Source organism: Polycladomyces subterraneus (genome assembly GCF_030433435.1).
Taxonomy (GTDB): domain Bacteria; phylum Bacillota; class Bacilli; order Thermoactinomycetales; family JIR-001; genus Polycladomyces; species Polycladomyces subterraneus.
Genome location: NZ_JANRHH010000010.1, coordinates 1222 through 2060, shown reverse-complemented (window position 1 = coordinate 2060; position 839 = coordinate 1222). Strand labels below are relative to the sequence as shown.

The 839-nt window shown below is 53.0% G+C and carries 1 pseudogene; it reads right to left on the bottom strand.

Features of this window, described 5'->3' with window-relative positions:
* Positions 1-839 (bottom strand): annotated as a pseudogene (locus NWF35_RS01025) (glycoside hydrolase family 2 protein); the annotation flags it as partial.

The window sequence follows — 839 nt, the reverse complement described above, 5'->3', positions numbered from 1 at the left end:
GCAAGTAATAGAGGTTGTCCGGTATGACTCCCTGCGCGGAACGCAAGCAAACGACCACCTGGTTTGCGGGGCGACCTTGCAAAATTTCTTCCTCCGTCAACCTGGCAACCCGCACAGAAACGTTCGCAGGAACCTTAACGGGAATCTCCCGGGAAAATACCGGCTTCCCGTCAAAGTCGTACACATGCAGCAAAACGGTATCCTGCACATCTTCCAACCGATCGTTGACGACCCACACATTCAACGCTTCCCCCGACTCGTGGTCCAAAGAATACAGCACAGGATGGAAGAATTTTTTCGCGTAATAGTAAGCTGCCTTTGGCAGAAGATAATAGTCGATGACAGACCAGCTCGTCCCCGGCCAGCAATCGTTCAGTTGCCAGAACAAAGCACCGCTCGTCGAAGGTTTGTGCCTCCGGTAGTGTTCAATCCCGTATTTCAACCCCTCTGCCTGTGTTAACATGGAAAAATTCAAATACTCTTCGAGGTCGCGAGGTACACCGGTGTACCCTTCCATCAACAAGATCCCTTTCTGGTGATGGTAGTCCTTGTTGCGGTATGCCATCTCGTCGCTTCCCCAGAAAAACTTCCCTTGGGGGATATTGCGTTCCAGCGTATAGCGGTTCGCTGCGGCGTGCATGCCGAATTCGCTGACAAATTTCGCCGTATCTTTTTTGAAGTTCTTGAAAGACACACCGTCCACGCTGTAATCGACACGCGGGATTTCCCCGAACCTGCGCGGCTCTACCTTGCCGTGCCACACTTGCCAATTGTGGCGATCCCCTTCCTCCGCAGAGTTGTGGTCGTTTCCGCCGTACGGGGAGCTTGGCCAGTACAGG